Source organism: Kutzneria chonburiensis (assembly GCF_028622115.1).
Taxonomy (GTDB): domain Bacteria; phylum Actinomycetota; class Actinomycetes; order Mycobacteriales; family Pseudonocardiaceae; genus Kutzneria; species Kutzneria chonburiensis.
Map to the genome: position 1 here is coordinate 9,586,180 of NZ_CP097263.1, position 24,324 is coordinate 9,610,503.

16 protein-coding genes and 1 pseudogene are annotated in these 24,324 nt (G+C 64.0%); 7 read left to right on the forward strand and 10 right to left on the reverse strand.

Annotation, left to right across the window (positions count from 1 at the left end):
- Positions 1–805: 805 nt before the first annotated feature.
- Together M3Q35_RS44620 and M3Q35_RS44625 are read right to left on the reverse strand one after the other, a co-directional pair.
- Positions 806–1,546 carry a GntR family transcriptional regulator gene (locus M3Q35_RS44620; RefSeq protein WP_337960532.1) on the reverse strand — a complete coding sequence of 247 codons (741 nt, stop codon included), beginning with the start codon at positions 1,544–1,546 and terminating at the stop codon, positions 806–808.
- A complete protein-coding gene (locus M3Q35_RS44625; RefSeq protein WP_273938648.1) occupies positions 1,524–2,087 on the reverse strand; it encodes a GntR family transcriptional regulator in 564 nt (187 codons plus the stop codon). Before M3Q35_RS44625 ends, M3Q35_RS44620 begins: the two co-directional genes overlap by 23 nt.
- Before the next feature lie 195 nt (positions 2,088–2,282).
- Between M3Q35_RS44625 and M3Q35_RS44630 the strand changes: the two genes are divergently transcribed.
- Positions 2,283–3,386: a hypothetical protein gene (locus M3Q35_RS44630; protein ID WP_273938649.1), complete on the forward strand. Its 1,104-nt coding sequence runs from the start codon at positions 2,283–2,285 to the stop codon at positions 3,384–3,386.
- 206 nt (positions 3,387–3,592) lie between these two features.
- On the opposite strand, the gene M3Q35_RS44635 is transcribed toward M3Q35_RS44630, so the two are convergent.
- Positions 3,593–5,266, reverse strand: a complete 1,674-nt coding sequence (locus tag M3Q35_RS44635) for a DUF262 domain-containing protein (protein ID WP_273938650.1) — start codon at positions 5,264–5,266, stop codon at positions 3,593–3,595.
- A gap of 483 nt (positions 5,267–5,749) precedes the next feature.
- On the opposite strand from M3Q35_RS44635, the gene M3Q35_RS44640 reads away from it, so the two are divergent.
- The 4 genes from M3Q35_RS44640 (at position 5,750) to M3Q35_RS44655 (ending at position 17,769) form a co-directional block, all read left to right on the forward strand.
- On the forward strand, positions 5,750–10,240 hold the full coding sequence (locus M3Q35_RS44640) for a DEAD/DEAH box helicase (protein ID WP_273938651.1): 4,491 nt from the start codon (positions 5,750–5,752) through the stop codon (positions 10,238–10,240).
- Positions 10,231–10,917: a hypothetical protein gene (locus M3Q35_RS44645; protein WP_337960533.1), complete on the forward strand. Its 687-nt coding sequence runs from the start codon at positions 10,231–10,233 to the stop codon at positions 10,915–10,917. The genes M3Q35_RS44640 and M3Q35_RS44645 overlap by 10 nt, the downstream gene beginning before the upstream one ends.
- Positions 10,914–13,790: a helicase-related protein gene (locus tag M3Q35_RS44650; RefSeq protein ID WP_273938652.1), complete on the forward strand. Its 2,877-nt coding sequence runs from the start codon at positions 10,914–10,916 to the stop codon at positions 13,788–13,790. The genes M3Q35_RS44645 and M3Q35_RS44650 overlap by 4 nt, the downstream gene beginning before the upstream one ends.
- A 400-nt stretch (positions 13,791–14,190) precedes the next feature.
- A complete protein-coding gene (locus M3Q35_RS44655) occupies positions 14,191–17,769 on the forward strand; it encodes an Eco57I restriction-modification methylase domain-containing protein (RefSeq protein WP_273938653.1) in 3,579 nt (1,192 codons plus the stop codon).
- A gap of 147 nt (positions 17,770–17,916) precedes the next feature.
- Here M3Q35_RS44655 and M3Q35_RS44660 read toward each other — a convergent pair whose 3' ends face one another.
- Positions 17,917–18,306 (reverse strand): integrase core domain-containing protein, encoded by a 390-nt coding sequence (locus tag M3Q35_RS44660; protein ID WP_273938654.1) that lies wholly within the window; start codon positions 18,304–18,306, stop codon positions 17,917–17,919.
- A gap of 18 nt (positions 18,307–18,324) precedes the next feature.
- A complete protein-coding gene (locus M3Q35_RS44665; protein WP_273938655.1) occupies positions 18,325–18,579 on the reverse strand; it encodes a hypothetical protein in 255 nt (84 codons plus the stop codon).
- A gap of 50 nt (positions 18,580–18,629) precedes the next feature.
- Between M3Q35_RS44665 and M3Q35_RS49090 the strand changes: the two genes are divergently transcribed.
- Entirely contained in the window at positions 18,630–18,953 is a 324-nt protein-coding gene (locus M3Q35_RS49090) for an NlpC/P60 family protein (protein WP_420704736.1), read from the forward strand.
- On the opposite strand, the pseudogene M3Q35_RS49095 reads toward M3Q35_RS49090, so the two are convergent.
- From M3Q35_RS49095 to M3Q35_RS44685, 5 genes and pseudogenes are all read right to left on the reverse strand, one after another.
- Positions 18,905–20,062: pseudogene (locus tag M3Q35_RS49095) on the reverse strand (restriction endonuclease); the annotation flags it as partial. The gene M3Q35_RS49090 and the pseudogene M3Q35_RS49095 sit on opposite strands and share 49 nt — an antisense overlap.
- Positions 20,063–20,095: 33 nt before the next feature.
- A complete protein-coding gene (locus M3Q35_RS44670; RefSeq protein ID WP_273938656.1) occupies positions 20,096–21,016 on the reverse strand; it encodes a restriction endonuclease in 921 nt (306 codons plus the stop codon).
- A 278-nt stretch (positions 21,017–21,294) separates the two neighbouring features.
- Positions 21,295–22,044, reverse strand: a complete 750-nt coding sequence (locus tag M3Q35_RS44675; RefSeq protein WP_273938657.1) for a DUF2637 domain-containing protein — start codon at positions 22,042–22,044, stop codon at positions 21,295–21,297.
- Positions 22,041–22,241 (reverse strand): hypothetical protein, encoded by a 201-nt coding sequence (locus M3Q35_RS44680; RefSeq protein WP_273938658.1) that lies wholly within the window; start codon positions 22,239–22,241, stop codon positions 22,041–22,043. Before M3Q35_RS44680 ends, M3Q35_RS44675 begins: the two co-directional genes overlap by 4 nt.
- Positions 22,242–22,536: 295 nt before the next feature.
- Positions 22,537–23,433 (reverse strand): AraC family transcriptional regulator, encoded by an 897-nt coding sequence (locus M3Q35_RS44685; protein WP_273938659.1) that lies wholly within the window; start codon positions 23,431–23,433, stop codon positions 22,537–22,539.
- Between the two features lie 103 nt (positions 23,434–23,536).
- Here M3Q35_RS44685 and M3Q35_RS44690 point away from each other — a divergent pair, with 103 nt between their 5' ends.
- Entirely contained in the window at positions 23,537–24,292 is a 756-nt protein-coding gene (locus tag M3Q35_RS44690) for a nuclear transport factor 2 family protein (protein WP_273938660.1), read from the forward strand.
- Positions 24,293–24,324 lie beyond the last annotated feature (32 nt).

Genomic DNA, 24,324 nt, shown 5'->3' on the forward strand with positions numbered 1-24,324 from the left:
CATGGTCACCACCGCCTCCTGTCCGGAGTAGCCGAGAGATGCTCGGCATCCAAGAACTCCGAATTTCGGCCCCAAAATCGCCACAGGTAACCAAATCGTGACCATATTCCCAGGTTGCCAGGGCTCGCAGACCCACATGCTGGGCCAACCCCTCGTCGACGAGCGACAGCCATGAGCGGTGCCTCCCTCCATAGGGCAGGAGATCCATACGCTCCTTAACTCCGATTTTCGGGCCGATCGGGGACATCGCCCCTGCCCGCCGTGACCAGACTGTGACCATGGGGTGCGGTGGGCACACTCAACTACGGCTGCCGCGCTCTTCAACGGTGGCAGGTGAACGGACACGCTTGCGTCGTTGGCTCTGATGACATATGAGCAAGGGGTGATCCGTGCTGTGGTGTTCGACGTCGGCGAGACCCTGCTGGGGGACCGCTCCCAAGATTCCCGACAGAGTCAAGCTGAGTCATTCCGAGGCACAGCTGGCCGGCGCGCAGCGCCATCACCTGGATCTCGTCCCACCTGGTGGCGGCGAGCATGTGCTCGTGCGCCTGCTGCAGATGTGCCGTGTCGACCGTCGGGGCGTCATCGTGCACGTCGAGGTGAAGCCGTCCCACCGTCGCATGTGGATGCGGCGATGCTGATCGCCTGCGCGGTGCGCGCGATCGGGGTGCCACTGGTCGACGGTCACGGTGACGAACACTGTGGAGGCGCGGGCGTTCTGTGCATCGCTGACGGCTGACTACCAACTTCAGCTTGGCGAGCCGCACTACTGCTCACACATGGTGCAGGCCAACGGCGAGTGCGGCTAGGGGTCACGTCGGGGCGCGTCGGGGATCGCCTGCTCGTAGCTGAGTTCGTAGAGGTGCGCGCCCTTGACCAGCACGCTTGCCTCGACCGGCCGTTCGCCGGAGAAGATCGTCCGCAGCTGGCGGATCACCGGCACGTCGGCGGGCAAGTTGAGCGCCTCCAACTCGGCGGTCGTCGGCTGCCGAGCGGAGATTCGGTCGGTGAACCGGTCCTGTGGCCAGCCGAGTTCGGCGAGCACGCGGGGCGCGCCGCCGCGGATCCGTAGGCGACGGGCAAGCGGTGTCCCGGCGGCAAGGTCGGTCGGGTAGTAGGACCAGCTGAGTTCGACCGGCTCACCGTCGTGCAGCAGCAACCGGTGGCGCATGACGGCGGCCTCGCCCTCGCCGAGTCCGAGCACTTGGGCCGCATCGGCGGTTGGGATCGCCTCGGCGACGTCGAGTATCTGGTACGAGTAGCCGCGCGGCATCGGCCCGAGGTAGTTCGCGGCGCCGACGACGAAGGGCTCGCGGTCCCGCACGTACACGCCGGCACCCGGCCGACTGCGCAGGAAGCCTTCGTCCTTCAGGGCGGACGCGGCCTTCTGGATGGTCGGGTTCGCGACGCCGTGTTGGGCGACCAGTTGGCTCGTGGACGGCAGTTGGTCGCCAGGTGCGAGATCGCCGGACATGATCAGTGCGCGCAACGCTGCTGCGACCTGCTGGTGTAGAGGCCGTGTATCACGGTGTCGTGGCATCGTCATGCCCAATCGTGAGCTGGTAGCGGAGGTGGCGTCCGGGGAGCATCGTCATGACGCTGACCTCGACCGGTCGTCCGTCACGGCTGCTGCTGGTGCGGGCGAGCACAAGGACGGGCGTCGGCTCCTGTAGTGCAAGGATTTCGCTCTCCTCGGCACTCGCGAGCCTCACGGAGACGTCCTCGTCAACGTGGTGGAGTCCGTGACCGAGCGTCGTGAGCAATGTGGGCGCGCCGCCAGGGATCTTTCGCGGATCTGCCAGGCGCGTGCCGCGAGCGATGGCGGTGGGGTAGTAGGAGTCGACGAGTTCGACCGGTTGGCCGTCGAGGAGGACCAGCCGGCGTCGCAGGGCGACCGGGTCGGCTGGCGCGCCGCAGAGCGCGGCGGCGACCTGTGGCGGCGGCTGTACTTCTCCGACGTGGAGGAGCTGCTGGGTGCCGACGTGGCCGTGGTCGGCTGCTTCCTGGGCCCATGCTTCAGGTTCGCCCGGCTTGCGCGGCTTCACGTAGGGCGTGGAGACGCTGATCCACGCTTCTGAGCTGTGCACGGTGTGGGCTCCTCTGGTGTCAGGCCGGTGCGGGTCCCTCCGTCTGGGGCCAACTTTATCGGAACAGTGATACGGCTGGCCGGGTCGAGTGTAGCAACCTTGCAGCTATTCGCGAATGGTTATACGGTAGCTAGGTGCTGGTGACAGCGGCCAGCGCGATCGAGTGACGGGTGGACGAATCACCGGGAGATGGTCATGCCGCATCGGCTGAGCCTCGTCCGTCGCATGGCGGGCCTGCGACGGCAGTACACCGCCGAGACCGATTCGACGGTCAATCCCGACATGGTCTACGCCGCCAGCTTGCTCGGCGACGAGGATCGGCGGCTGCTGTCTGCGGAGTGTGATCGTGCCTTCGCTGCGCGACTGCTCAATGTCCAGACGATTCCGGCGTCACCTCGACGGATCCGGGACGCCGTGCTGCCGGATGCGACCGAGAAGGCCCAGCGCGCCCTCGAAGCCAGCATCCTCTGTGCCGTCGCGCGAACGACAGCTCATCTGGATCACCCGGCTGCCACTGTGGGGGCGTGGTTGGCGGGACGGGGCGGGCGTGTGTTGCGGAAGGTGCGCCCGCAACTCGAAAGTCTGACGCTCCACGTCAACGCTGCGGCGATTGCGCCGCTGCCGTTCGAGTTGTTGCCTCGGGTCACGCGCGACGGCGGCCTTGTTGGCGTGCCAGGACTGCGCGCGGTGCTCCATCGTCGGTGCGCAGAGCTGTACGTCCTCGACTCGCCGGCCCGGGTGACACTCGCCAACCTCACCTACCGGCAGTGGACGGCTGCCATGGCGTTTGTCGATGCCGTCGATGGTGAGAACCCGCTTCGGTGGCTGGGAAACGATCCAACTCCGCTACGTGAAGAGGAGCGGGACCGCCTGGTGCAAGCCCCACTGGAGCCGAAGATCGACTCCCTGCTCAGTGCGTTGCTTCGGCGGTTCGGATTGTTCGCGACGACGGCCAGGTTGTCGGTGCGGCGGATCGCGTGCGACGAGATCGAGATCGAATGGCGCGAGTCGCCCACCGTAGAGGCGGTGGCGGCAAGGCTGGTGCATGCCGTCGCTGGTCTCCCCAGTGATTTTCCTGTTGTCCTGCAGGGTGATCGGCTGAAGATAGCTGACCTTGATGAGGGCTGGACCGTTGTGCTCGGCAGGATGCGCGTCGACGACATCGGTCCTCTAGACGAGAATGCGGCCGAGGCTTCGGCAAGGTGGTTGGCCTGGAGTAGGGAGATGTCCCGGCCCAACCCGACCTGGCCCCGGTCTCTTGCCGTCGAGCGCTGGGTCATCACCGCGCAGCAGAGTTGAGGCGGAAACCCGCGCTTGCGGCCGATTCGCTGGCGGTAGCATAGCTTGCGTCCTGTGGGCGGAATAGGTACTTGACCTGTGGATTCGTTAGTCAAGAGCGCCAAATGACGTTTCATGGAGGCGCTGTCCGCGCGCGACGATGAACCACTTTGTGACGGCGAGCCCGCCGGCAATCCACCGACGGGCAACCAGACCCAGCGTGCGGGTTACGCGAGTTCCCACAGCCCGGACAGAGCCGACAGGAGCTCTTTTTGCCTGTGGCTGAGCAGATCAGGTGTCCATTGCTGCTCGGCGAGTACCTGGGTCGTCAGGACGAACGGCGACACGCCGTTCTTGGTCGTAAAGTACCGCTGCTTCTTGATGTCGAAGTCGTAGTTACTGGCCTGGGAGTTCTTCCGGCGAGCCAGAAGCGTCAGGTTGGCCAGTCGGTGGACCCAGTACCGACGCTGCTCATCGGTGAACCAGGTTCGCCAGATGCTGTCGGTCATGGGGGACTGCGGCAGGACGTGTTCGACCGTGATGAGCGGGTGGTCGTAGCTGGCGCCGCCGGAGGAGAGAGCGGAGTCCAAGCGCAGCAGCACATAGAGCCGGATCCGGGTGACCGTGTAGATCTCGCCGTCGAGACGGCGTCGCGTGTCCTCACGTTCGTGCTCGTCCAGTCGCAGTGGGGACTGCGGACCGTACAGGTCTGCGTCTGCCTCGATCGCATCGAGCACTCGGCCGTACCGTTCGATCCTGCGGGTGACGTCCACGCGGCGGATGAGCATGCTTGCCGCCAGTCGTTCGAGGTGCACGAGGAAGCGATACACAGCGAAGGTGTCGGTAGCCGGTCGGCTGAGGTAGCTGATCGCCGGCGGGATCCAGTCGGTGTTGTCCAGCATGTTCAGCCAGCGCAGCATGTCGTTGACCCTGTCGGCGCCGGCCGCTGCACGATAGTCCGCGCGAGTGACGACTTCGAAGGCGTCCGAAAGCGGAACGAGCACCTCATCGATGAACCGCTTGCGATCGGGCACCTGTGACAGGACCGAGGACCTGAACTCCTTGAGGATCGACTCGCGGGCTTTGGTCTTGGCGAACACCATGCGGATGTGCGAGAAGAGGTCGGCGAAGTCCGTGCGTCCGAGGTCCTCTTCCTCGGACTCCCACTTGGCGGTGTAGGTCTCTTGGTCCGGTTCGGCGATCGCGCCGATGATCTCGGACTTGAGGATGTCGGTGTGGGTGAGGTCGAGGCCGCGTTCGTTGAGGACGGTGAAGATGCGATAGGCGGAGTCGAAGTCTTGGGTGGAAACCACCACCAGGTAGGTGTTTTGGTAGATGAACGACGCGAGCCGGTGGCAGTCCTCGATGGGGAGCTCACCGAGGCGGTCCAAGAACAGGACCGTGTTGTGCACTAGATTGCGCTGGCTGTCCGGCAGCGTGTCTGTGGCCAGGTTCTGCAGTCGCTCGATCCCGGTCCGTGTTTGGATGTGCTTGTCGAAGAATGGCTGGTCGCGTTCGCGCAAGGTGAGTCTGGGCTGGTCGATCGTGCCCTTGATCGGATCGCCCTTCTGGAACACCCGACTGTCTAACGACGTCGCGAACCCGGCATCGACGTATTGGCGCAGCGCGCTAAGCAACAGCGTCAGGGTTGTCAGGCGTTGCTGACCGTCGACGACCTCCGCTGCTGCGTCGTTCTCCGCCTTCACCAACACGATGCTCCCGAGAAAGTACGGGTCGGTCGTGCCGTCGGACGCGGCCGCGAGCAGGTCGTCGAACATCTCCCCGGCTTGCTCCGCGGTCCACGCGTACGGGCGCTGGTAGCGCGGGATGGTGAAGCGGTATTCGTCGCTGAAGATGTCGCCGACAGGACGCTCGGCAGCTTGGATCTTCGTACCTGACATGAGGATCATCCTTGCACCACGGGCGGAGCCTGTGGGGACATTGGTGCACGGATCGCAAGCGGTGGTGGCCGCATGGCGGTGCTTCACCCTTTTGCCGGAGCAATAAGCCTGGCTGGATCGCCGCTGATGGCTATGGACAGTTGCTGTTGGTGCTCCGGGACCACGGGGCAGGAGGTGCCTCCGTCGGTGACCTTTTGCGCTCCGCGAGGCACGGTAGGTAGTCGCCATCGAAGTGGACATCTGCCGCAAAGGCGGACCACCCGAGCGTGTTGTGGACATCAACCGGGACAAGAGCGTTCGGCCAATCGAGTGTATCGAGGGGGATGGCCGTAACGAGGAGAGCGGCTGTTTCCGACTAGTCGATGACACACAGACAGAAAGCGAGCGCTGGACCTCCAACACGCAGGTTCCCGTCGCTCGCTTGATTGAGCCCCGCCGCTGGTATGGGGCACGATCCGCGGGGGCGATGTGGACGCTTTTGGCGTGCTCGGCGACGTGCTGGAGGACTACAAGTCCTATGTGGAGGGCTTCCTCAACATCAGAGACCCGACCATCCTGGCGAAGGTTGAGCAGGAGGTCGCCAACGGATTGATGTGGCCGGAGCCGTGGCTCGCCCTCAACCCCGCCTTTCAGTCCGGTGGCTCGGTCAGCGACTTGGTAGAGGCAGGGCTTCTCCATCCCGGCTGCCGCGAGATCTTCCGCCGCCGGACCGCCGACGATCCGTTCGGCAGTGAGGTCGTCTTCCACCAACATCAGGCTGACGCCGTACGGATCGCGGCACGCCTCGAGTCGTACGTGTTGACCACCGGCACTGGGTCGGGAAAGTCGATGTCCTACATCGTGCCGATCGTGGACCGTGTCCTGCGTGAGGGTTCAGGGCACGGCGTGCGCGCCATCGTCGTATACCCCATGAACGCTCTTGCCAACAGCCAAGTCGGCGAGTTGGAGAAGTTCCTCGGCCACGACAAGCGCAAGGTCAGCTTCGAGCGCTACACCGGGCAGGAAAGCCCCGCTAAACGCGACGAGATCCTGGCGAGCCCACCGGACATCCTGCTGACCAACTACGTGATGTTGGAACTGATGCTCACCCGGCCCCGCGAGCGCTGCAGCCTCATCAGTCGAGCCGAACACCTGTCCTTTCTCGTACTCGATGAACTGCACACCTACCGCGGCCGCCAAGGCGCCGACGTCGCCATGCTCATACGGCGCCTCCGCGGAGCCATCGGTGCCGAACAGCTCCAATGCATCGGAACCAGTGCAACGCTGGCCGGCCCGGGCACCCGCGAGGAGCAGCGGGCCGAGGTGGCCGCACTGGCAAGCCGCCTGTTCGGAACATCGATTCCCACCACCAACATCGTGGGAGAGTCACTGCGACGGACCACTAGTGGCGAGTTGGACATCAGTTCCCTCGCCGTGAGGCTGGTGTCGCCACCACCGACGACATTCGACGCGCTACGCATCGACAACCTGGCCATCTGGATCGAAGAGACCTTCGGGCTCTGCACGGACGACGAGGGCAACCTGGCCCGCCAGAGCCCTCTTCGGCTCCGCAGCGCGGCTTCGCGGCTGTCTGGCCTCACCCACGCGGATCAGGCCGTATGTGAAAGCGCTATCCGGGACACCCTCCTCGCCGGCTCGCGGGCCCGCGACAGCGGCGGGCGCGCTCTGTTCGCCTTCAAGTTGCACCAGTTCATCGGCAAAGGCGACACCGCCTACGTCACTCTCGACCGCCCCGGGACCCGCTACCTCACCACCCAGTACCAACGCAGCGCACCGCACGGCCCCGCTGGCCAACCTCTGTTCCCGCTGGCCTTCTGCCGCGAATGCGGTCAGGACTACCTCGTGGTCAACCGCGAGAAGGGCGGCGAGCAGTTCACACCACGAGTACTCAACGGTGGAACCGGCGAACAGGCCGAAGCCGCCGGACTGCTGCTGATCACCGACACCGACTGGCCCGACCGGTCCTCACCGGACCTGCTTTCCCTCGTCCCCGACGACTGGATCATCGAGTCCGGGGGAACCCGAGAACTGGACAAGGCCCGCCGACCGCGGCTGCCCCAGCCTATGCGGGTCGACACCTTCGGCACCGTCACCGAGGACGGCATTAGCGCAGCGTTCTTTGAAACGTTGCACTTCTGCCCGACATGCAAAACCAGCTACGAGAGCACCGCCCAGTCCGAGTTCTCCCGCGTCGCCAGCCTGGGCACCGAGGGCCGCGCCAGCGCCGTGACCGTGCTGTCACAAGCAGTCGTGCGCGCTCTGCGTGAGACCGGCGACCTCGATGCTGACGCCCGCAAGTTCCTCGCGTTCTCCGACAACCGCCAGGACGCCAGCCTGCAAGCCGGCCACTTCAACGACTTCGTACTGGTCGGTCTGATCCGCTCAGCGGTCTACCAGGCAACCCTGGGCCAGCAACGGAAATACCCAGACGAGCCGCTCACCGATGACAACCTCGGCCGCAAGGTCGTCGAGTCCCTCAAGGTCGACATCGCCACCTACGCCCGCAACCCCGAAGTCGAGTACGCCGCGAAAACCAAGGTCACAAGGGCGCTGCGCGAATCAGTCGCCTACCGCGTGTGGGCTGACCTGCGCCGGGGATGGCGCATCACCATGCCCAACCTAGAACAAACCGGCCAACTACTGCTGACCTACGCAGGCCTGGATCAGCTGGCTGACGACGACAGCCGGTGGGCAGCGGCGGGCCAGCCGCTTGCCGGCGCCGAACCGGAGACTCGTCAGCTGATTATGCAGACTCTCCTGGACGAGATGCGGCGCAACATCTGCATCGAATCGGCTTATCTGACCGAAGAGCGCTACGAGGACATCAAACGAGCCAGCCAGGAATGGCTGCGAGCACCATGGGCGCTCACCGACGAGCAGGGGGTCTATGCCGCCACCTGCTACCCCGGCGCGCGACCACGCGCCACCCCCGGCATCGGCCGTGACCTCTATCTCTCCGGTCTCGGGCAGTACGGCCGGTGGCTACGCCGGCCGGGCCGCTTCCCGCTTCATGACCATCACCTGACCGTGCGGGACGCCGATGGCCTGATCACCACGCTTCTCACGGTGATGGCGAACGTTGGCCTGCTCGCCAGGATCGAGGAACGCAACCGGCGGGTCGGCTATCGGATACAGGCCGGCATGATCGAATGGCACGCCGGCGACGGCCGACGACGCGCGACGGACCCGATCCGCACCAACGCCGCCGATGGCAGGGTCAATCCCTACTTCCGTCGCTTCTATGCGGAAACCGCTACCGGACTCGCCGGCTTGGAAGCCCGGGAGCACACCGCGCAGGTGCGGCAAGAGGACCGTCAGGAACGCGAGCGCAGGTTCAGCGAGGCCGAACTGCCCGTCCTGTACTGCTCGCCCACCATGGAACTGGGCGTCGACATCAAAAGCCTCAACGCGGTGGGCATGCGCAACGTCCCCCCGACACCGGCCAACTACGCCCAACGCTCGGGCCGCGCCGGCCGGTCCGGGCAGCCCGCCGTGGTCCTCACCTACTGCGCCACCGGCAATGCGCACGACAACTACTACTTCGGCCGCAGCCAAGACATGGTGGCCGGCGCCGTGGCCCCGCCGCGACTCGAGCTAGGCAACCAGGACCTGGTGCGCGCCCATGTCCACGCGATCTGGCTGGTCGTCATCGATCTCGACCTCAAGGCGAGCATGACCGACCTGCTCGATGTCGATCTGCCCGGTCAGCCGTTGCGGGATGAAGTGACATCGAAGATCGCCAACACCGCGATGGCGGCGCGGGCAACAGCCGCGGCGCGCACGGTTCTTCTTGCCACATCTGAAGTGACGAGTGCGCCGTGGTGGCGCGCGGACTGGATCGACGTCGCAGTCAGGGAAGCGCCTCGACGCTTCCAGCTGGCTTTCGAGCGGTGGCGTGGGCTCTACAACGAGGCCCAGGCCGAACTCGACAGCGCCAACGAGGTCCTCAAGACTATCGGTGCATCCGAGCCGGCCAAGAAGCGAGCTCGCGGGCAGATCTCGGAGGCACGCGCGGCGCTGGATCTCCTCAAGGGCGACATCGACGATGTCAACCAGGGCGACTTCTACACCTACCGATATTTCGCCTCCGAAGGCTTCCTGCCCGGCTACTCCTTCCCGCGGCTACCGCTGGCCGCGTTCATCCCGGCCGAGCGTAAGACCCGCCACGGGCAAGGAGATTACGTTCAACGTCCACGGTTCCTGGCAATCAGCGAGTTCGGGCCAGGAGCGTTCATTTACCACGAAGGCGCTCGCTACGAGGTTACCCGAGTAAGCCTGCCCGCTCGTGATGACGGCAGCGGCATCAACCTCACCGAGATCAAGCGGTGCGAAGCGTGCGGGTATCTGCACGATAGCAACGGTGCCACCAGCCACGAGTTCTGCGAGCACTGCGACTCGCCGAGGCTGCTGACGATGACCCGGATGATGAAGCTGCTGGCCGTGAAAACCCGCCGACGTGACCGCATCAGCGCCGACGAGGAAGAGCGCCAGCGGGCCGGGCACGAGATCACCACCGCGATCCGCTTCGAACCCTACGGTGAACGCACCAGCAAGCTCACCAGTCGCCTACTGGCTGTCGACGGCACACTGCTCGCGGAGCTGAGTTACGGAGACACCGCGTTGATCCGCAGGATGAACGTCGGCTTGCGGCGCCGCAAGGACAAGGACGAACGCGGCTACCTCCTCGACACACTCGACGGCAGATGGGCGCGCACCGCAGACTTGACCGCTCAAGACGGCACAGCCACGCCAGGCGGCCCCGACGAACGCATCCAGCGCGTGGTTCCCTTCGTCGAGGACCATCGCAACGCCCTGCTCATTAAACTCGCCCCGCACATCTCCACCGAGCAGCGCATGGCCACCATGTACACGCTCAAACGCGCGGTGGAGACAGAGTTCCAACTCGAAAGCAATGAGCTAGCCGTTGAACCCATGCCCGGGCGGACGGGGAGCACGCCTGGTCGGTGCTGCTGATGTTCGAAGCCGCCGAAGGCGGCGCCGGCGTCCTGCGCCGACTCGCGACCGAAGAGGAACCGATCCGCAAGGTAGCTCGTCAGGCCATCACACTGCTGCACTACGACCCCGACACCGGAGCTGACCGCGGCAAGGCCGAGCACGCAACCGAACCCTGCGCACAAGCCTGCTACGACTGCCTGCTCTCCTACGGAAACCAGTGGGACCACCAATCACTGGACCGCCACCTGATCATCGGCCTACTCCAGGAGATGACCACGGCCACCCTGGACGTCGGCGGCAACGCCGGCGAGGACCGGGCCGAAGTGCTGGCACGGCTGGTACAGGGAAGCAACGAGCTGGAGAAGCACTTCCTCCACTTCCTTGATGAGAATGGCTACCGGTTGCCCGACGCGGCCCAGCAAACTGTCGACGACTTTTACGTCCGCCCCGACTTCACCTTTCATACCCCCGGGGGCGATGTCGCGATCTTCATCGACGGGCCGGTACACGACACCGCCCATCAAGCCAGCAAGGACAAGATCGACCAGGTCAAACTCGAAGACGAGGCAGGCTGGATGGTGCTGAGGTTCCACCACGAAGACAACCGCACCGACGCCTGCGGTACGCACCCCAGCTGGCGCGAAGTTGTCACCGACAATCCCAGCGTCTTCGGGCCAGGTAAGGCGATGTCATGACCAACACCGACTTCCGCCCCGGAACCCTGGTGGCCGCCCGTGGCCGTGAGTGGCTCGTGCTCCCCGGCGGCCCAAGTGGAACGTTGCTGGCCCGACCCCTCGGCGGCCGAGACGACGAGACTACAATCCTGCTGCCCGCACAGGACAACCCAGCCACGGCGACCTTCGACTTGCCGACCGTCGACGACCGAGGCGACGCGGCACGCGCACGGCTACTGCGCGACGCGCTCCGGCTGTCGTTCCGCTTCACCGCAGGCCCATTCCTTTCCTTTGCACAACTGTCAGTGAGCCCCCGCAACTACCAACTCGTCCCACTGATGATGGCCGCCGCCCAGGACACCACTCGGCTCCTCGTCGCTGACGGCGTCGGCGTAGGAAAGTCTGTGGAGGCAGGCCTCATCGCGGCCGAGCTCCTTGCCAGCGGGGAAGCCCAGCGGCTGGCTGTGCTGTGCTCCCCGCAGTTGGCACAGCAATGGCAATCCGAGCTGCGCAGCAAATTCGGCATCAACGCCGAACTGCTGCTGCCCTCCACCGCGAACCGACTCGCACGGTCCGTGCCGTTCGGCTCGACGGTGTACCAACACTATCCGCATCTCATTGTCTCGACCGACTACATCAAGCAGCGCAGTCGCCGCGAGGAGTTCGCGCTGCTCTGCCCCGAGTTGGTCATCGTCGACGAGGTCCACACCTGCATCGCGCCGTCTACGGCGCGCACCTCCAAGGCCCACCAGCGGTACACGCTCCTGCGGAAGCTTGCCGACGACCCGACCCGCCATCTGATTCTGCTGACCGCAACTCCACACAACGGCGATGACGGGGCCTGGCAGTCCCTCATCGGCCTGCTTGACAAGCGTCTCGGCGCACTTCCCTCGGACCTGTCCGGCCCAGACCATGAGGAGAACCGCAAACTACTCGCCCGGTTCCTCATCCAACGCCAGCGCGCCGACATCCGCGAGTACCTATCGGAAGACACTCCCTTTCCGACCCGAGAACACGCCGAGGAGAGCTACACCCTCACGCCGGAGTACCGCAGACTGCTCGACCGAGTCCTAGCCTACGCACGAGAGCATGTCACGGATCCGTCGCTGAGCCGCGTGCGTCAACGCGTCCGCTGGTGGTCGGCCATCGCGCTGCTACGGTCGATCGCCTCCAGCCCCGCCGCCGCCGAGCAAACGTTGCTCAACCGCTCCAAACTCGCTGACCTGGACACCGTTGATGCAGCCGACACCATGGCCAGCCCCCAGGTCTTCGACGTAGACCTCGATGACGCGGCCGAAGGCGAAGACACCGCGCTAGGCGCCGACACCTCTACCAGCGCCAGCCCGGATCTCGCTGCCCGACGACGCCTGCGTGGCTTCGCAGACGAAGCAAAGGCGCTGCGCGGCGTGAAAAGCGATGGCAAGCTCAAGCGCCTCATCGCCATCGTCACCTCGCTGATCAACGACGGATACCACCCGATCATCTTCTGCCGGTACATCCCGACCGCCGAGTATGTGGCCGAGCACCTCGCGGCCGCTTTGGCCAAGCCGTATCCGACTGCACGCGTAGAGGCCGTGACCGGCACCCTCCCACCCGAGGAGCGCGAGTCCCGCGTCGACGATCTCACCATCCACCGCGGACCCCGCGTCCTGGTCGCCACTGACTGCCTCTCCGAGGGCGTCAACCTGCAAAACGGATTCACCGCCGTCGTGCACTACGACCTCGCTTGGAACCCGACCAGACACGAACAACGCGAAGGTCGGGTCGACCGCTTCGGACAACTCGCACCGACAGTCCGCGCAGTCACCTACTACGGGGCCGATAACAAGATCGACGGTGTTGTCCTCAACGTGCTCATTCGTCGCCACGAAGCCATCAAGCGCAGTACCGGTATCTCTGTGCCGGTACCAGTGGACTCGACCACGGTCATGAACGCGATCTGGGAATCCCTCCTTCTTCGCGCCACCGAGCCCGACCAGCTGACGCTCGACCTCGGCGCAGCAACCTCCAGCCAGACCGCCGACGCCGTGCTGACCCAGTGGGTCGACGCCGCTGAGCGGGAGAAAACGTCTCGGTCACGGTTCCGTCAGGCCACTCTCCGGCCCGACGAGGTCGAGGCCGCACTCGCCGACGTACGGCGCTCACTCGGCGGCCCTGCGGACACCGAGCGGTTCACCCGCGACGCGCTGGCACTACTGTCCGGCCAACTCAGCGACACCGCCGACGGATTCACAGTCCGCACCGACACCCTTTCCCGAGCTCTAGTGGATCAACTGCCACCTACCAGGGCAGCGACCCTGACCTTCCACCGATCCCTGCCGGCACCGGTGGGCGAACCACTGCTGACCCGCACCGATCCCACCACCGTGGCCATCGCCCGGTACGTCCTCGACGCCGCGCTCGACCCACTCCCGCCCGACACCGTTCGGCCAGCACGCCGTGCCGCAGTCATCCGGACCACCGCTGTGCACACAGTCACCACGCTGCTGGTGGTGCGCTTTCGCGTCGAGCTCGTGGTGCCCGGCTCACGCGCCACCATCACCCAGGTCGCCGAGGACGCCCAGTTCCTCGCTTTCACCGTCAGCGACGGACACATCACCTGGCTCGACAACACGGACACGGACGAACTCCTCGTCGCGCGCCCCACCAGCAACGTCAGCGATGACCTCGCCCGCCATCAGCTCCAACGCGCCCTCGACCGCATCCCAGCACTGCACGACCACTTCAATGCACTTGGAGCCGAGGCCGCCGCAGCGGCAGTCGAGGCCCACCGCGCTGTCCGCCGCAGCAGTCGCATCGGACTACGCGGGCTCGACGCACGGCACCTGCCACCCGCTGATGTCCTCGGCGCCTACGTCTACCTGCCCGACCGAAGTGACAGGAGCCGGCCATGACCACGCTCTCGGCCTTCCGCTCCGTCCGCACGGTCGGGTCGGTGCTGCCCAGCGACGCACTCGCACGCGCCGTCGATCTGCGCATGCCCGGCCAAGGCGCCGAGGACTACCAACTCACTCCTGGGATGGCCCTCAACGCCGCTGTCGCCCGCGCCTGGGAAGCATCCCTGGGAGCGCACCAGGCGTGGAAGGAAGCCCTCCAACGCCTGCCCGCGGGAGACCCCGCCACGAAACTGACCCGCGACAAATGGCTGCTGCCCCTGCTCTACGAGCTGGGCTATGGCCGTCCTGAGTTCCTGGCGGGAGGCATCGACCTACCCCCGGACTCGGGGAGACCGAGCCAGCGCACTTTCCCATCTCGCACCAGCTTTCCTGGCGTACCGAGGAATCCGCTCCCACCGTGGCAGTGCCGCTACACCTGGTCGGCGCAGGCGTCGCCCTCGATAACCGCACCCCAGGTGTCGCCGCCCGCGCACCACAGTCAATGGTCCAGGACTTCCTCAACCGAGCGCGCCGCTGTCTGTGGGGCATCGTATCCAACGGCCACAGCCTGCGCGTGCTACGTGACGCTTCCAGCCTCACCAAGCAGTCCTACGTTGAGTTCGACCTCGACGACATCTTCGACAACCAGCGCTACGCAGACTTCCGCCTCTTCTTCCTCACCATCCACGCCAGCCGCACCGCCCCCATCCCCGCCCAAACCTCAGCAGCCACCAGAGCAGATGACGACGAAGCGACGACGGACGCTGAGGCCCTACTGCCGGAGAGCTGCTGGCTGGAGCTGTGGCGCACCGCAGCCATCGCCGACGGAGCGCGAGCCCTCGAAGCGCTGCGCGAAGGCGTCGCGGAAGCATTGACACACCTCGGCACCGGCTTCGTGTCCCACCCCGCGAACTCGGCACTTCTGGCGACACTCGCCGCCTCACCCGACGCAGACAAGGACCTGCACCGCGCGTTGCTGCGTATCGCTTACCGCTTCATCGTGTTGTTCGTCGCGGAAGACCGCGAGTTGCTCCACACTGCCAACACCGACATAGCCGCCCAAGCCCTCTACACCCAGTACTTCTCCACAGCCCGCCTGCGAAATCTCGCCACGAGTCGAACCGGCACGCGACACTCCGACCTGTGGGAAGCCCATCAGATCGTCACTGATGCACTAGCCGGCGATGGACTCGACGCCCTCGCCCTGCCCGGACTGGGCGCCACCCTCTTCGCCAGGGACAGCCTGGGAGTGCTCGGCGGGGCCACCTTGTCCAACCGGAGCTTGCTCGCTGCTGTGCGTGCTCTCGCCGAGATCACCGACCCGAAGACGGGTCTGCGGCGGCACGTGGACTATCGCAACCTCGACAGCGAAGAACTCGGCGGCGTGTATGAGGGCCTACTTGCCTATGTTCCTCGTTTCGACCCCGCCGCTCGCACGTTCGAGCTCACTCCCGCGCCCGGCAATGAGCGCAAGACCAGCGGCAGTTTCTATACCGGCGATGTGCTCATCAGTCTCATCCTGGACGAGACGCTGAACCCACTCATCGACGAAGCCCTACGCGTAGAGGATGCCGAGGCGGCATTGCTTGCGCTGACCGTTTGCGACCCGGCATGCGGATCTGGGCACTTTCTTGTCGCAGCAGCTCGACGGATCGCACATGCCCTCGCAGCTGTCCGAACCGGCGAGGCTGTGCCGTCGCCGAAGCATTTCCGATTCGCTCTGCGCGACACAATCGGTCGTTGCATTTACGGCGTCGATTTCAACGATCTCGCCATTGAGATAACGAAGGTTGCACTGTGGCTTGAGGCTTTCGACGGTTCCCGTCCATTCCCTTTCCTGGATGGCCATCTCAAAGTCGGCAACGCCCTCCTGGGTGCAACACCAACGCTACTTCAGCTCAACATTCCCGATGCAGCTTTTAATGCCCTGCCCGGCGATGACAAGCCACGGACAACTGCACTCCGCAAGAGAAATATGATGGAACGTCAGACCGGGCAGATGAGTCTGCTCGACCCTAGCCGTCTGGACGTAGCCACACCCGGCGTCGCCAAGCGGGCACTGGAGTTCGAGGCTGTACCAACCGACACACTAGAAGCTGCCCGCGTGCGGGCCGATGCGTGGCGCCGACTGGAGCATGGAGAGGAGCTTGCAAACGCCAAGCATCTTGCAGACGCATGGTGTGCCGCGTTTATGCAGCCAAAGAGCCGTGACGCCGAATCGAGCATCACGCACGCCACCCTCGTCCAAATCCAGGACGAACCCGACCAGGTTGCACCTGTGACCACTAACCTCATAAAGCGGATCGCGAGACAGTATCGATTCTTCCATTGGCACCTAGAGTTCCCGACCGTCTTCCAGGCACAGGGAGTCGACGTGGTCGACAGCCCTACCCGGCGACCTGGCGGCTTCTCGGCAATCATCGGAAATCCGCCATGGGATACGCTCGGTCCAGACACTCGGGAATTCTTTGGCGATCTCGTTCCAGATATTCGCAGTTTGCCTAAGGTGGACAAGGATGCTCAAATCAAGTCTCTTCTCCAGGATGAGAATTACCAGCTCCGATGGAATCAGCGCCGGCGCGAACTGTCCGCAATTGCCCACTTCCTTAAAGCCAGCGGACGCTACACGATGTACGCTAAAGGCAATCTAGGAAAGGGGGATTTTAACGTTTATCGCTCGTTTGTCGAGTTGGCCCTAACCCACACTGCGGTCGGAGGGTACGTCGGTCAGATTCTCCAATCCGGCATCTATGCTGGCGCAAACGTGAGCGCAATCCGTAAGCAGCTCCTAGATCGTCATAACTGGACCGCAGTCTACGGATTTGACAACAAGGGCGGAACTTGGTTTCCTGGCATTACGCTCGAAAATTTCGGTGCGTACGCCGCGCAAGTTGGCTGTGAAGCCCCAGCGGGGCATGCGATCCGCGCCGCATTCGGCCTGCGTCGACCCGAGGCGCTTGCGAAGGATTTGATAAGTAAAGGCCTAACCGTCACGCCGGCTGATATACGTTTGCAAAACCCTGAGACATACACAATTCCGGATGTTCGCAACCCGCGAACCGCCCATCTCTCAAGCCATCTCTACCGTTGTTGGAAGCCATTTGGAATGAAGCTTGAGGGCGCGCCAAACCGCGACTGCAGCCGCGAGCTGGACATGACTAATGACAGCTCACTATTCCGGTCGAAAGCCCCGGGATTGCCGGTCTATGAAGGTAGAATGATCGACTACTATGACCATCGGGCCAAGGAGTACGTCGTCGGACATGGAAATAGTAGCGTCTGGAGCGAGATGCCGTTCGGATATGCACAAAAGAAGATTTCCCCTCAATGGTACGTCAAGGCATCCGATCTACCTTCCAAGCTTCGTTCCCGATCGGAAATATATCGGATCGGTTTCATGAATATTGCCGACCCGGGAAGGCAACGATCATTCTGTTCGGCTATAATTCCGCCAGGCTCCGTTTGTGGAAACAAGGTCCCAACTCTCTTTTTTCCTGATAATGACTGGTACTTGCCTGTTTATCTTGCAGTCGCCAACAGTGTAGTCATCGATTTCATAGCTCGACAGAAGCTGATGAGTAAGACGATGACGCACAACATTCTTGATAGCCTACCGATCGCGCGCCTGGCCCGCACCGATCGTCGGTGTTCATGGTTGGCGGAACGTGCGTTGACGCTCACCTGCACTAGTATAGAAATGACGCCACTCTGGAACCAGATGGCAGAACTTGGCTGGGTAGAGCCCTGCTCTTCAGCTGAAATACCTGGCGAGAGCAATATTAACAAGAGGCGTCTACTGCGCTCCGAAATAGACGCGTTTGTTGCGCGTGAAGTGTACAAGCTCGGCCGCCTCGATCTGGAGCTAATCCTTGACTCCTTTGTGCAGCTCGCAAGTATAGAGAGGAAAGTTCATGGCGAGTTTCTGACTCAACGGCTTACCTTAGAGTCATACGACCGCATGGCCACTGCAATCGTGCCCTTGGTGGCCAACACCTGATATGACGGTACGACAGACAACACTCTGTGGTTGTCAAGGATATCTGCATGTATTGAAACTCGGTCGCCGTGTACCGTGCCAAAAATCGATGCATAGGCGGTGACCTGTGGAGTTCCAAAAGCGTGCCACCGGTGCTGACCAGAAGTTTTATGCGGCCTGTTCGTACTCGTTAATCAGGCCTCCGAGGAGCCGCTGTCGCTTGATCCGCTGGGAGTTGAGGTGCGCCATCGGGTAGGTCGGCCGAGGTTGGTGAAGCTCGCGAGACCGGTGCGGCCGTCGACTTTTGTCATGTCGGACGTACTCGGCCAGCGTGGCCTGCAGATGCCGCTGGCTCAGGATCAGCATTCCGTCGGTGAACTCGGATCTGACGGGGAGTACGAACCGTTCGGCATAGCAGTTCGCCCGTGGGCAACGCGGAGGAATCGTCACCGTCGTGACGCCCGCGGCCGCCAGGACAGCGTCGAATGAGGCCGCGAACTGGCTAGCCCTGTCGCGGACAAGAAACCTTAACTTACCGACTCGATCACCGAGATCCATCACGAGATTGCGGACCTGCTACGTGGTCCACCTGCCGCCCGGATTGGTCGTCGTGCCGAGGACGTGGAAGTAGCGGCTGCCGACCTCCAGTACGAAGAACACGTAGATCCATTGGAGGAGGAGCGTACAGTCGACCTGGTTGCTTCGGCGCAGCACGGTGGCCTCGGGGTGTAGCACCAGCAACTCGGCGTCCTTGGACGCCAATGAGCGGCCGAGCAACACCGGCAGGCCCACTAGCGTGAAGGAGATCAGGTAGGGCAGACGCGACGCCATGGCTGGCGATCATGCCCTGACCGTTGAACGTGCCCGTCGCTGCAGGTCGGATGCACGAACTGAGTTCCGGAACCCCCGCAGGTGGTAACGGGGCGCCGTTGCTGTCTGGCGATCTAGTATTCTTCGATAGCGAAGAAAGCAACATCGTACACGTCGGGATCGCCATCTCATCCACTAGGATGATCAATGCCCCGAACGAAGCGCTTCGCCGCGCGAGCACGGCACTGGTTAACTGGGAATTAGGGGTAGTACAAGCTGGGTTCGTCAACCATTCAAGACGCTGCGGCCAGTCGGCCCCGAAATATTTGTTCAGAAGGAGCGCCAAATTGTCGCCATCGATGCACTCGAATCGATCATCGGCATTGGCTAGCTGATGTACACCTCGAGTGCAACGACCCGTCGTTACCATAACGCCGCCGCTAGCGTTCTCGTGGCCAACCACGCCGAGTAGGGCGCGCGCTGCCTTCACTGTCACCGGGCGTCGGTACTGCTTACATTCGATGAGCAGCTTTTGCTTTTCGCCAGGATTGGACTTTGTGACGATGACGTCTCGGCCGCCGTCCCGTGTCGGTGGAGTTATTGTGACTGTGAATCCCATTCTCTTGTATAGGTGGGCAACGAGTAGCTCGAATTGTCGAGGACTAATGTTCATTAGTGCTTCCTGGCGCGTCTCTTCGGTTCGATTTATATAATATCCATAAATGACGTCAATAGCATCTCGTAGTCCATCCTTACGTCCGCTCGTTAGGCTGGTTATGTGAGCGCTAATATAGGAATTGATGACGGTTATGGCCTGTCCGGGTGAGTCTGGTAGTAGATCGAGCGCCCATCGTGCGCCTGGTTGCGCGTTAATCGCTCCGAAAGCTGTCAATGGTAGGCGACGGAAGTACTCGTAGCGTTCTTGCAGCTCGTTCAATTTCTCGGGCCAATAGTTTAGCGACCAGAGAATCTCCTGGTCGCTCACGAATGTCGATGAGTCGAACAAGAAGTGGCGGAGCAGTATCCTGACCTCGCGTTCATCGCGGTTGGTGACCGTTGCAAGGTATTCTTGTTTGAGTCTAGGGGTTGGGAATGACCAGGTTTGCAGATTTTCGGGTTGCTTCTTGCTGTCCGGGTCGGTATTGATAACCTCGGTTAGCCAGTCGTCTAGCCGGCCTGTCCAGTACTCTTCAGCGCGAGGTTCTTGGTTTATGTGTACGCGCCTCATTGCTCGGGTTATCGGAGACGTGTCATAGGTCATTGGGGAAACTTCCTGCCTATCTCGGTGCGGGTTTGTAATGGAGTACACCGTTGGGTCTGGCGATTGGTTTCGGGGTTGTCCACGGGATGAAACTCTACCCGAACTTCGTGTACATGCTCGATCTCGCTGAGTGTGGATGTGGCCTACAGTAAGTTTCGTGGAGATTCCGGCGTGTCCGGACACGGCCCACGAGGAGGCGGTGCGGGCGCGTGCCGGCTGGTCAACGACGTCAATGCTGAACATTAGGGCTACAGTGCGACGCTGGGCCTGAGTCGGTTAGACGTATTTCGGAAGGTTCTCATAGTAGCGGTAATGGTCAGCGTCATAATTGTCAAGGGTTCGGTGAACTTGACGTAGTGTGATCTCGAAGCTGTCCCACTGTCCGTCGCTGTACTTGCCCCTATTATCACCGAGCATCGAGGCCAACTGATCCATGGTGTGCGGAGGCTCTTGCACATCCCTACCCCACGGCGGAGCCGCACCGTAGAGGTAGTCAAAGTACCAGGTGAATGCACCGTTCTTATCGTCACAGAACATGGCGCGGGGCCGAATCTCGTGTCCATGTGGGAGGGGGATCGCCGCAACCGCATCCAGCCGCTCGTCGATACTGTTGAGCTGGTACGAAAGCTTGCTTCCATGGCGGTTGGTGAGGCGGATGTAGAACCCGCGCGTGACACCTACGAAACGGTTCGGCGAGTCTGTGGCGAAGACGCGCCACCCGGCGGCGTCGGCGCTCTTGGGCATGAACCGCTGGGCGATGGGCCACCCTCGCGGGCTGTTCAGCATCCTCTCCAACTCCACGCCGTCCCATACATGAACCGGAATTCCCCGGTTCTGCTCGATGGACTCAAGGCGGGTTATCAACGAGCTCGACGGCTGGGTTGAGCACACCAGGAGGTACCCAGCAGCATTGTGCTGCGAGACGGCGTCGACGACGCCACCATCTGCGCCGATGTCCTCGCCGTTGACCGAGCGCCCCGCACCGCCGTTGGCACGAGCTGTGTGCTTGCACGACACGAGCCAACGGCGAACCTTCCTACCCAACAAGGGATCCCCGGGCTCCTCCAGGATTAGATCTCGACCGCCGTCTGCTCCTCTGCCGGACCAGCTGACGCGATAGTCCAGAGCGAGGCACAGTTCGCGGACAAGCTGTTCCAGATCTTCTCCGTCAGCAGACAACTCAGCAAAATCCAGCACTTGCCCAGTCTCTCACCGGACCCCACGTTGGCTTCACCCAGGAGACACCTCCGGCGCACAAGTCTTTCAGTGGTGGCAGGAGGTCCGCTGGGAACGCGAGCACGACCGGGTGTGGCGGATCGAGCACGTCGTCGTCGCGGTCGACCAGATCGTCAAGCTGATCAGAGGACGACATGACAGGGGCCTTGCACACCGATACCCGCTCACCTGGAGGGGACGCGGCTGTCCGCGCAACTCGGCTCGCCCAGCAGATACTCGATGAGGCGCACGGGCCGAAATCACACCATGCCCGCCTCGGACGAGGCGTATACCGGTTCCAGCCGCTTCGGCCGTTCGCTACGGCTGCGCGGGCCGCCGATGGCGGGCGGCAGGTACGCGGCCTGCCGCCACCTGCGCAGCACCTTCCGGCCGTAGTTGTTCGTGCCCGCGATCCGGTCCAGTTCAGCGCCTGTCGGTGTACGGCCCTTGGCTTGTTCGTTCACGTAGTACGCCCACATCCGCTGCTCGGCGGTCGGCTCGGCGGACGGGCGAGCCTCGTCCGAGGCCACCGCGAGACGCACCACCGCCCCGTTCTCGGCACCGGTCTCGCCCGTCTCGGTGCTGGTCTCGCTCGTGCTCTCGGCGCGGTGCCGCTTGAGCGCGTGGTTGAGCAACTCGACCGCCAGCAGCAGCGCCAGCGGCGGGCACGCCGCCACCGCAACGGCGAACACGCTCAGTTCTGGCGCGGCGGCGATGTTCGCGCACAAGGACAAGCAGATCCCGAGCGTGAACGCCAACCACGCCGCCCACCGGCCACCCGCGTGGCGGCCACCACCGGACTTCCACAGCTCGACCGTGGCCATCGTCAGCAGTCCGTCCACGATCAATGGCCAGATGGCGGCTGTGGTGGGGTCCGCGCCGAACCGCAGCGCGAACTCTCGAACATGTCGGTAGGAGGCGTAGGCCGCGCCGAGCGCGACCAGCGCGGTGCAGGCGCATTGCACCCACAGCGTGCGATCCGGCCGAGCAGGTGTTGCCGTGGCGCTCATCGCCGCACACCTCCCGCCGGGCGCCGCGCGTCGTCCGAGTAGCAGCCGACGCAGGCGAACACCTGCGAGCCGGTCACCGACCGGCCCACTGGCACATGCGGAACTCGGACGCGGAGGTAGTCGGCTCCGCAGGCCACGCAGGCCAGACCGTCGGCCTGGACCGGGGTCAACCCGGCGATGATGTTGTCGCCGCTCATCGGGAACCGCCTGCCGCCGGACGGCGGGTGCCCACCGGGCGGATCGTGATCTCGGGTCCTTCGACCAGCACCGAGCGGTTCGTATGCTGATGCGTTTGGCCTACTCGCTCTGGGGACGTGTGTTCGCGGAAAGCGCGAACCGCGTCGCTCGTCATGTCTTCTGGGGACGACCCCCAGACGCCCGCAGGCTCAGGCGCTGCGCGCCTTCGCGGCTCGTGTGCTGATGCGTTTGGCCTGCAGAGAAACGCCTGGTCAGCGTGGTGCGGCCAGGCTCGTCGCCATCAGGCAGCCTGGATCAGGAGCTGAGGGCCTCGGGATCTGTGCCGTGTTCGCGGTCGCGGAAGGCGCGAGGGGTGGTGCCGGCTTCGCGGAGGAAGAACTTGGTGAAGTTGGTGGCCTCGGTGAAGCCGAGGCGGTGGCCGATGGTGGCGGCCGGCAGGGTGGTGTGCACGAGTAGGCGCTTGGCCTCCAGGGTGACGCGGGCGTCGATGAGGGCCTTGGCGTTCTGGCCGGCGGCGGCCTGGCAGAGGCGGTTGAGGCTGCGCGGGGAGTAGCCGATGCGAGCGGCGTAGTCGGCGGTGTTTCTGGTGGTGGAGAAAGACCGCTCCAGTTCGTGCTGGAAGCGGCGGAAGGGCTCGGCGGACGGGGCGGTGGGGCCGTCCTCGGTGGACGGCAAGCGGCGGACGCGTAGGAGCAAGGCGCCGAGTAGTTGCCGGAGCAGCTCGACGGTCAGGGGCGAGTCCGGCTCGGTCACGGCCCGGAGATACTCGGTCTCGAGTTCCTCGACGGCCAGCTGCAAGCTGCGGCGGTCGGGGTCCGGCACGGTCCAGATGGTCGGCCCGAAAGGGCCCAGCAGGGGCTGCGTCCCCTCCAGTCGGGGTGGGAAGGACGGGGCGAAAAGGATCAGGTGGGCGTCCACTTGGCCACGCGGGAGACGCAGGATGCGGCCGGGGGTGACATGCAACAGCGTTCCTGCGGCGCAGTCGTGCTCGACGAAGTCGATGGTCATGGCGCCGGCTCCGCCGGTGACGACGAACAGCTGGTGAAAGTCGGTGCGGTGCACGGCAGTGGCCATGGTGGCGGAGAGCCGGCCGCGCAGCGCGGCGTACTCCACGACCTCGATGCCGAGCTGGGCCCGGTCCGGGTTGCTGAATCCGAACTGGGCGACCGAAGCTTGTCCACTTTTGACCATGGTGGTTCCTGATCCTACCTCGTGCCCCGGCCCCGACGACGCGATTGTTGACGAGTCACCGGGCGGGCACCCAGCCCGCCGGACCGGTTCGAAGGACGACATCGTGAACAACAAGCAACTGGTGCTCGAAGCGGCCGGGGAGCTTTTCGGCAAGAAGGACCCGTCCGCGGTGGACCGCTGGGTTTCCCCCGACTACAAGCAGCACAGCGCACTGGCGGCCAACGGGCCGGAAGCCCTGCGCACCCTCGTCGCGAGCCTGCCGGACGGCTTCCACTACGAACTGGCCCGGGTCGTCGCCGACGGCGACCTGGTCGCCCTGCACGGCACCTACCACGGCTTCGGCCCGACGCCGCTGGTCGCTTTCGACCTCTTCCGCGTCGAGGACGGCAAGCTCGCCGAGCACTGGGACGCGCTGACTCCGGTCGTGCCCGAGACGGCCAGTGGCCGCTCCCAGACCGACGGGCCGACGGAGCCGGACGCCGCCGCGGGCACCGAAGCCAGCCGCGCCCTGGTGGTCGACTTCGCGCGGCGGATCCTCCAGGACGCCGACTACTCGGTGCTGACCGACTACATCTCCACCGAGACCTACCACCAGCACAACCCCGAGGCGGCCGACGGCCTTGACGGGTTCGGCGCGGCGGCCGCCCGCTGGGCGGAGGCGGGCAAGAACCTCGTCTACAAGACGATCCACCGTGTCGTCGCCGAAGGTGACCTGGTCCTGCTGCAGTCCGAGGGCGAGTTCGGCGAGCCCGTCGCCTACTGGGACCTGTTCCGCGTCCAGGACGGCAAGATCGTCGAGCACTGGGACGTCATCGCCCCGATCCCCGGCGAACTGCCCCACGACAACGGCGTCTTCTGACCACGCCACCCGTCCTGACGTACGGAGTGTGG